Source organism: Streptococcus sp. 2106 (assembly GCF_013277315.1).
GTDB classification, from domain to species: Bacteria; Bacillota; Bacilli; order Lactobacillales; family Streptococcaceae; genus Streptococcus; species Streptococcus pseudopneumoniae.
Map to the genome: position 1 here is coordinate 1 of NZ_VMMS01000054.1, position 7,777 is coordinate 7,777.

The 7,777-nt window shown below is 41.7% G+C and carries 6 protein-coding genes and 10 tRNA genes; 15 read left to right on the forward strand and 1 reads right to left on the reverse strand.

Features of this window, described 5'->3' with window-relative positions; translation table 11 throughout:
• Positions 1 to 24 precede the first annotated feature (24 nt).
• The 15 genes from HT723_RS06520 (at position 25) to HT723_RS06590 (ending at position 7,222) form a co-directional block, all read left to right on the forward strand.
• Positions 25 to 95: transfer RNA gene (locus tag HT723_RS06520), tRNA-Gly, on the forward strand.
• A gap of 34 nt (positions 96 to 129) precedes the next feature.
• Positions 130 to 203: transfer RNA gene (locus HT723_RS06525), tRNA-Ile, on the forward strand.
• A gap of 82 nt (positions 204 to 285) precedes the next feature.
• Positions 286 to 375 (forward strand) — tRNA-Ser (locus HT723_RS06530).
• A 10-nt stretch (positions 376 to 385) separates the two neighbouring features.
• Positions 386 to 459, forward strand: a tRNA-Met gene (locus tag HT723_RS06535).
• A gap of 3 nt (positions 460 to 462) precedes the next feature.
• Positions 463 to 535, forward strand: a tRNA-Phe gene (locus HT723_RS06540).
• 12 nt (positions 536 to 547) lie between these two features.
• Positions 548 to 628: transfer RNA gene (locus tag HT723_RS06545), tRNA-Tyr, on the forward strand.
• 4 nt (positions 629 to 632) lie between these two features.
• A tRNA-Trp gene (locus HT723_RS06550) sits at positions 633 to 703 on the forward strand.
• A gap of 14 nt (positions 704 to 717) precedes the next feature.
• Positions 718 to 790: transfer RNA gene (locus HT723_RS06555), tRNA-His, on the forward strand.
• Between the two features lie 13 nt (positions 791 to 803).
• Positions 804 to 875, forward strand: a tRNA-Gln gene (locus HT723_RS06560).
• 9 nt (positions 876 to 884) lie between these two features.
• A tRNA-Leu gene (locus tag HT723_RS06565) sits at positions 885 to 968 on the forward strand.
• A gap of 107 nt (positions 969 to 1,075) precedes the next feature.
• Positions 1,076 to 2,353, forward strand: coding sequence for a glutamyl-tRNA synthetase (locus tag HT723_RS06570; RefSeq protein WP_023941731.1), 1,278 nt, complete (start codon positions 1,076 to 1,078; stop codon positions 2,351 to 2,353).
• 75 nt (positions 2,354 to 2,428) lie between these two features.
• Positions 2,429 to 3,913: a threonine synthase gene (gene thrC / locus HT723_RS06575; protein ID WP_172934874.1), complete on the forward strand. Its 1,485-nt coding sequence runs from the start codon at positions 2,429 to 2,431 to the stop codon at positions 3,911 to 3,913.
• Between the two features lie 60 nt (positions 3,914 to 3,973).
• On the forward strand, positions 3,974 to 5,254 hold the full coding sequence (locus tag HT723_RS06580) for an MATE family efflux transporter (protein WP_172934875.1): 1,281 nt from the start codon (positions 3,974 to 3,976) through the stop codon (positions 5,252 to 5,254).
• Between the two features lie 3 nt (positions 5,255 to 5,257).
• Positions 5,258 to 5,881 (forward strand): HAD family hydrolase, encoded by a 624-nt coding sequence (locus HT723_RS06585; protein ID WP_023934402.1) that lies wholly within the window; start codon positions 5,258 to 5,260, stop codon positions 5,879 to 5,881.
• 162 nt (positions 5,882 to 6,043) lie between these two features.
• Positions 6,044 to 7,222, forward strand: a complete 1,179-nt coding sequence (locus HT723_RS06590; protein WP_172934876.1) for a LysM domain-containing protein — start codon at positions 6,044 to 6,046, stop codon at positions 7,220 to 7,222.
• Between the two features lie 271 nt (positions 7,223 to 7,493).
• On the opposite strand, the gene HT723_RS06595 is transcribed toward HT723_RS06590, so the two are convergent.
• On the reverse strand, positions 7,494 to 7,777 hold a 284-nt coding region (locus tag HT723_RS06595; protein WP_172934877.1), incomplete at its 5' end, for a transposase.

The window sequence follows — 7,777 nt, forward strand, 5'->3', positions numbered from 1 at the left end:
TCGATCCCGTTAACTCCCATTTTAGCGGGTGTAGTTTAGTGGTAAAACTACAGCCTTCCAAGCTGTTGTCGCGAGTTCGATTCTCGTCACCCGCTTTGAACTTTGTTCTTTGTACCAAGTTTTCAACTTGGGCGCGTAGCTCAGGTGGTTAGAGCGCACGCCTGATAAGCGTGAGGTCGGTGGTTCGAGTCCACTCGTGCCCATAGTGTTTAGTCCATTACTAGAGAATTGAAACATTATCTTTTCACTAAGAGGACACGGGCTTGTTCCCGTATAAACTATTTTGGAGGATTACCCAAGTCCGGCTGAAGGGAACGGTCTTGAAAACCGTCAGGCGTGTAAAAGCGTGCGTGGGTTCGAATCCCACATCCTCCTTTTATATCAACGCGGGATGGAGCAGCTCGGTAGCTCGTCGGGCTCATAACCCGAAGGTCGTAGGTTCAAATCCTGCTCCCGCAATAAGGCTCGGTAGCTCAGTTGGTAGAGCAATGGATTGAAGCTCCATGTGTCGGCGGTTCGATTCCGTCTCGCGCCATTTATATATTTTGGAAGGGTAGCGAAGAGGCTAAACGCGGCGGACTGTAAATCCGCTCCTTCGGGTTCGGGGGTTCGAATCCCTCCCCTTCCATTTTACGGGCATAGTTTAAAGGTAGAACTAAGGTCTCCAAAACCTTCAGTGTGGGTTCAATTCCTACTGCCCGTGTTAATAGAATTATGGCGGGTGTGGTGAAGTGGTTAACACACCAGATTGTGGCTCTGGCATGCGTGGGTTCGATCCCCATCACTCGCCTATTTTATATTATTGGGGTATAGCCAAGCGGTAAGGCAAGGGACTTTGACTCCCTCATGCGTTGGTTCGAATCCAGCTACCCCAGTTACTATTTGCCGGCGTGGCGGAATTGGCAGACGCGCTGGACTCAAAATCCAGTGTCCGCAAGGACGTGCCGGTTCGACCCCGGCCGCCGGTATAGTATAGCGATAAGGAACGTTGTAAGTCTTCGTTCCTTTTTTATGTTATTTTTGGTATAATAATACTTATCCAAATTTTATTTAGATTATGAAAGTGTAGGGAAGTATGTCTCGTTCTATCGATTTATTAAAACATCGGTATTTGAAAAATATTAAAGAAAATCCTGAATTGTTTATCGGGATTGAGCTGGAATATCCTGTTGTAAACTTGGAAGGGGATGCTACCGATGTTGAAGTTATCAAGTACTTATTCCGATATTTAATTTCTTCTTTTGATTTTACTGTCGAAAAGGTAGATGATTTTGGCAATCCGATCCAGTTAGTAGATCCGATAAGTCAGGATGTTATTTTGTTTGAAGTTTCCTATAGTACGATTGAGTTTGCATTTGGTAAGGCAGAAACAATTCAAGAGGTCGAAAATCGTTTCAATAATTATATGAATGTAATTCAGAGAAAGTTAGCTGAATCAAATCATGCTATTGTTGGCTGTGGAATTCATCCCAACTGGGATAAAAATGAGAATTGTCCAGTGACTTATCCACGCTATCAGATGTTGATGGATTATTTGAATTTGAGTAGAAATGTGACTAAATCAGATTTACATCATTTCCCTGAATATGGTGCTTTTATCTGTGGGAGTCAGGTCCAGCTGGATGTTTCAAAGTCTAACTACCTACGGGTGATTAATGCTTTTACCCAAATTGAAGCAGTTAAGGCTTATTTATTTGCAAACTCTGAATTTTCGGGTGCAGATTGGGATACGAAAATTGCAAGGGATATCTTCTGGGAAGAATCCATGCATGGCATCTATCCAGAAAACGTCGGGGTCAATGCTAGACTCTTTAAAGATGAGGATGATTTTTTTGATTATCTAGATCATTCTGCAATTTTTACTGCGGAACGTGATGGACAAACCTATTATTTTTATCCCATTCAGGCAAGGGACTATTTGGCTACACCTGAAATCCAAGCATATGCACTTAATGGGGATGAGATTCTTATTTATCCTCAAGAGAAGGATTTTGAAACTCATCGTAGTTATCAGTATCAAGACTTAACGACTCGAGGAACAGTTGAGTTTCGTAGTGTGTGTACTCAACCTCTAGATAGAACCTTCGCTTCAGCAGCTTTTCACTTAGGATTGTTGGTTAATTTAGATAAGTTAGAAGCTTACTTAGAAGCAGCACCTTTCTTTAAAGAATTTGGGAAAAATTATAAGTTTTTAAGACGACAATTTTCTAAGAAGAAGCTTACAGATGAGGAAGAAACTGCGATTATTGAAATTTCCAAAGACTTACTCCTGTTAGCCGAGGAAGGACTGGAGATGAGAAATAAGCAAGAAATGACCTACTTACAGCCTTTGAAAGAAGAATTGGGCCTATAATTTCTCTTGTAAAAGGAGAATTTTCTGAAAAATCATGATATAATGGATGAGACTATAGATAAAGGATAGAGAGTAATGACATTAGTTTATCAATCAACGCGTGATGCCAACAATACAGTAACTGCTAGCCAAGCAATTTTGCAAGGTTTGGCGACGGACGGTGGTTTGTTTACACCGCTTACTTATCCAAAGGTAGATTTGGACTTTGACAAATTGAAAGATGCTTCTTATCAGGAAGTTGCTAAGTTAGTTTTGTCAGCATTTTTAGATGACTTTACAGCTGAGGAGTTGGACTACTGTATCAACAATGCCTATGATAGCAAATTTGATACTCCAGCTATCGCACCATTAGTGAAATTAGACGGACAATATAACTTGGAACTGTTCCATGGTTCAACGATTGCCTTTAAGGATATGGCCTTGTCTATTTTGCCATACTTTATGACGACTGCTGCTAAGAAGCATGGTTTGGAGAATAAGATTGTCATCTTAACAGCGACATCTGGTGATACGGGGAAAGCTGCTATGGCAGGGTTTGCGGATGTTCCTGGTACTGAGATTATTGTCTTTTATCCAAAGGATGGTGTCAGCAAGGTACAAGAGTTGCAAATGACCACTCAGACTGGTGATAACACTCATGTTATCGCCATTGATGGTAACTTTGACGATGCTCAAACCAACGTTAAGCATATGTTCAATGATGTGGCTCTTCGTGAAAGATTAGCAGTCAACAAGTTGCAATTTTCATCTGCTAACTCTATGAACATTGGTCGTCTGGTACCACAGATTGTTTATTATGTTTATGCCTATGCTCAGTTGGTCAAGACTGGTGAGATTGTGGCTGGCGACAAGGTCAACTTCACAGTACCAACAGGAAACTTTGGAAATATCTTGGCTGCCTTTTATGCTAAGCAAATTGGTCTCCCAGTTGGTAAATTGATCTGTGCTTCAAATGACAACAATGTTTTGACAGACTTCTTTGAAACTCGTGTCTATGATAAGAAACGTGAGTTTAAAGTAACAACTAGTCCATCTATGGATATCTTGGTATCTTCAAACTTGGAGCGTCTCATTTTCCATCTTTTGGGGAATGACGCTGAAAAGACAGCTGAACTTATGAATGCCTTGAACACGCAAGGACAATATGAGTTGACAGACTTTGATGCAGAGATTCTTGAACTATTTGCAGCTGAATATGCGACTGAGGAAGAAACAGCAGCAGAAATCAAGCGTGTTTACCAAACAGATGCCTATATTGAGGACCCACACACAGCTGTTGCCTCAGCAGTGTATAGAAAATACCAAGCGGCGACTGGCGATGCGACTAAGACAGTGATTGCTTCAACAGCTAGTCCATACAAGTTCCCAGTAGTTGCAGTAGAAGCTGTAACGGGGAAAGTTGACTTGACTGACTTTGAAGCCTTGGCTCAATTACATGAAATCTCAGGCGTTGCAGTGCCACCAGCAGTTGATGGCCTTGAAACAGCTCCTGTTCGTCACAAGACAACAGTGGCAGCTACTGATATGCAAGCAGCGGTTGAGGCTTATCTAGGACTTTAAGACAGAGGGAGTAAACTCGGTTGGGAAACCAACTGAGTTTCTTTTCATCAGGAGGAGAGATTGTTTAAGAAAAATAAAGACATTCTTAATATTGCCTTGCCAGCTATGGGCGAAAACTTTTTGCAAATGCTCATGGGGATGGTGGACAGTTATCTGGTCGCTCACTTGGGCTTGATAGCTATTTCGGGTGTATCAGTAGCTGGGAATATTATTACGATTTATCAGGCGATTTTCATCGCTCTGGGAGCTGCTATTTCCAGTGTTATTTCAAAAAGTTTGGGGCAGAAGGATCAGTCTAAGCTAGCCTATCATGTGACTGAAGCCTTGAAGATTACCTTACTATTAAGTTTCCTTTTGGGAGCTTTGTCTATCTTCGCTGGGCAAGAGATGATTGGACTTTTGGGGACGGAGAGAGATGTAGCTGAGAGTGGTGGACTCTACCTATCTTTGGTAGGCGGATCGATTGTTCTCTTAGGTTTAATGACTAGTCTGGGAGCCTTGATTCGTGCAACGCATAATCCACGTTTGCCTCTCTATGTTAGTTTTTTAACCAATGCCTTGAATATTCTTTTTTCAAGTCTAGCTATTTTTGTTCTGGATATGGGGATAGCTGGTGTTGCTTGGGGGACTATTCTGTCTCGTTTGGTCGGTCTTATGATTTTGTGGTCACAATTAAAGTTGCCTTTTGAGAAACCGACTTTTGGTTTAGATAAGGAACTATTGACCTTAGCTTTGCCAGCAGCTGGAGAGCGGCTTATGATGCGGGCTGGTGATGTCGTTATCATTGCCTTGGTCGTTTCTTTTGGAACGGAGGCAGTTGCTGGGAATGCAGTCGGAGAAGTCTTGACCCAGTTTAACTACATGCCTGTCTTTGGCGTTGCTACGGCAACGGTCATGCTAGTGGCTCGAGCAGTTGGAGAGGATAATTGGAAAAGAGTAGCTAGTTTGAGCAAGCAAACCTTTTGGCTTTCTCTGGTCCTCATGTTGCCCTTGACCTTTAGTATCTATGCCTTGGGTATACCACTAACTCATCTCTATACGACTGATCCTCTAGCTGTTGAGGCTAGTGTTCTAGTGACACTTTTTTCACTACTTGGTACTCCTATGACGATAGGAACAGTCATCTATACAGCAGTCTGGCAGGGTTTGGGCAATGCTCGGCTTCCCTTTTATGCGACAAGTATAGGAATGTGGTGTATCCGCATTGGAACAGGATATCTGATGGGGCTTGTGCTTGGTTGGGGCTTACCTGGTATTTGGGCCGGAACCCTTTTGGATAATGGTTTTCGTTGGTTATTTCTACGCTACCGCTACCAGCGTTATATGAGCTTGAAAGGATAGGAAATGCAAAAAACAGCTTTTATTTGGGATTTAGACGGGACTTTATTGGACTCTTACGAAGCGATTTTATCAGGGATTGAGGAGACTTTTGCTCAGTTTTCTATTCCTTATGATAAGGAGAAGGTAAGAGAGTTTATCCTCAAGTATTCGGTGCAGGATTTGCTTGTGCAGGTGGCGGAAGAGCGAAAGCTAGATGTGGAAGTGCTCAATCAAGTGCGTGCCCAAAGTCTGGCTGAAAAGAATGCTCAGGTAATTTTGATGCCAGGTGCGCGTGAGGTGCTAGCTTGGGCAAATGAGACAGGGATTCAGCAGTTTGTCTATACTCATAAGGGGAAGAACGCTTTTACCATTCTCAGAGATTTGGGTTTGGAGTCCTATTTTACGGAGATTTTAACCAGTCAGAGTGGCTTTGCGCGGAAGCCAAGTCCAGAAGCGGCTAACTATCTGTTAGACAAGTATCAGTTGAATTCTGACAATACTTATTATATAGGGGATCGGACTCTGGATGTGGAATTTGCCCAGAATAGTGGGATTCAAAGTCTCAACTTTTTAGAGTCGTCTTATGAAGGCAATCACAGGATTCAAGCGTTAGTAGATATTTCCCGTATTTTTGAGGTTGAGCGATAAAAAGATTATGTCAGTTTTGTGACAGAGACCTAACAAACTGTTTCAAGTAACCGAGTTTGTTACAAGGAATAGACAGTTCTGTTAAATAGGCCCGAGAGGGCTTTTTTTCTGCATTTTTTGTGTTATGATAGACAGGTACTCATTTGAAAGGAATTTGAAAGAATGAAGAAAAGAATATTATTAGCCTCAACAGTAGCCTTGTCATTTGCCCCAGTATTGGCAACTCAAGCAGAAGAAGTTCTTTGGACTGCACGTAGTGTTGAGCAAATCAAAAATGATTTGACTAAAACGGATAACAAAACTAGTTATACCGTTCAGTATGGTGATACCTTGAGCACCATTGCAGAAGCCTTGGGTGTAGATGTCACAGTTCTTGCGAATTTGAATAAAATCACTAATATGGACTTGATTTTCCCAGAAACCGTTTTGACAACAACTGTCAATGAAGCAGAAGAAGTAACAGAAGTTGAAATTCAAACACCTCAAGCAGATTCTAGTGAAGAAGTGACAACTGCGACAGCAGATTTGACAACCAATCAAGTAACCGTAGATGATCAAACTGTTCAAGTTGCAGATCTTTCTCAACCGATTACAGAAGCGCCAAAAGAAGTAGCATCAAGCTCAGAAGTTACAAAGACAGTGATTGCTTCTGAAGAAGTGGCATCATCTACGGGCACTTCTGTCCCAGAGGAGCAAACAACTGGAACAACTCGCCCAGTTACAGAAGCAGCTCCTCAGGAAACGACTCCAGCTGAGAAGCAGGAAACACAAGTAAGCCCTCAAGCTAAGTCAGCAGTGGAACCAACTACAACTCTAGTAGAAGAAAAAGCAACCGAAACAACTGCAACAAGTTCAGAAGCAAAAGAAGTAGCATCATCAAATGGAGCTACACCAACAGTTTCTACTTATCAACCAGAAGAGACGAAGATAGTTTCAACAACTTACACAGCTTCAGCTGCGCCTGATTATGCTGGACTTGCAGTAGCGAAATCTGAAAATGCAGGCCTTCAACCACAAACGGCTGCCTTTAAAGAAGAAATTGCCAACTTGTTTGGCATCACATTCTTTAGTGGTTACCGTCCAGGAGACAGTGGAGATCACGGAAAAGGTTTGGCTATTGACTTTATTGTACCAGAAAGCTCAGAACTAGGGGATAAGATTGCGGAATACGCTATTCAAAATATGGCCAGCCGCGGCATTAGTTACATCATCTGGAAACAACGTTTCTATGCTCCATTCGATAGCAAATATGGGCCAGCTAACACTTGGAATCCAATGCCAGACCGCGGTAGTGTGACAGAAAACCACTATGACCATGTTCACGTTTCAATGAATGGATAAACCAGACTTGGTAATATCATTTTGACGAATGAGATCTAGCTTTCGTGATAGGAAGTAGGTCTTGTTCGTTTTTTATTTGTCATACTCTTCGAAAATCTCTTCAAACCACGTCAGTTTTATCTGAAACCTCAAAGCTGTGCTTTGAGCAACCTGCGACTAGCTTTCTAGTTTACTCTTTGATTTTCATTGAGTATCAATTTGAATGGAAGATGGGAAGTTTCTGTCTTGTAATGATTCAAGCAACATTCTTGCAATCTATTTTACTTTATACTCAATCATTTTCAAAAAGCAACCTTGTCCATTGTCTGCTGACAGTGGACTTTAAAACGCTTTTTTCCAGTCCTTGAATAACTTCTTGAAGCTTATCAATGACGGCTTCCAATGTTTGGAAAGCCTTGTTTTTAAAACCTCGTTTTCGAATTTCTTTCCAGACTTGTTCAATAGGGTTCATTTCTGGAGTATAAGGTGGGATAAAAGCTAACTCAATATTACTTGGAATCTCTAAGGTATTTGATTTATGCCATATAGCATTATCTATGACAAGTAAAATATAGT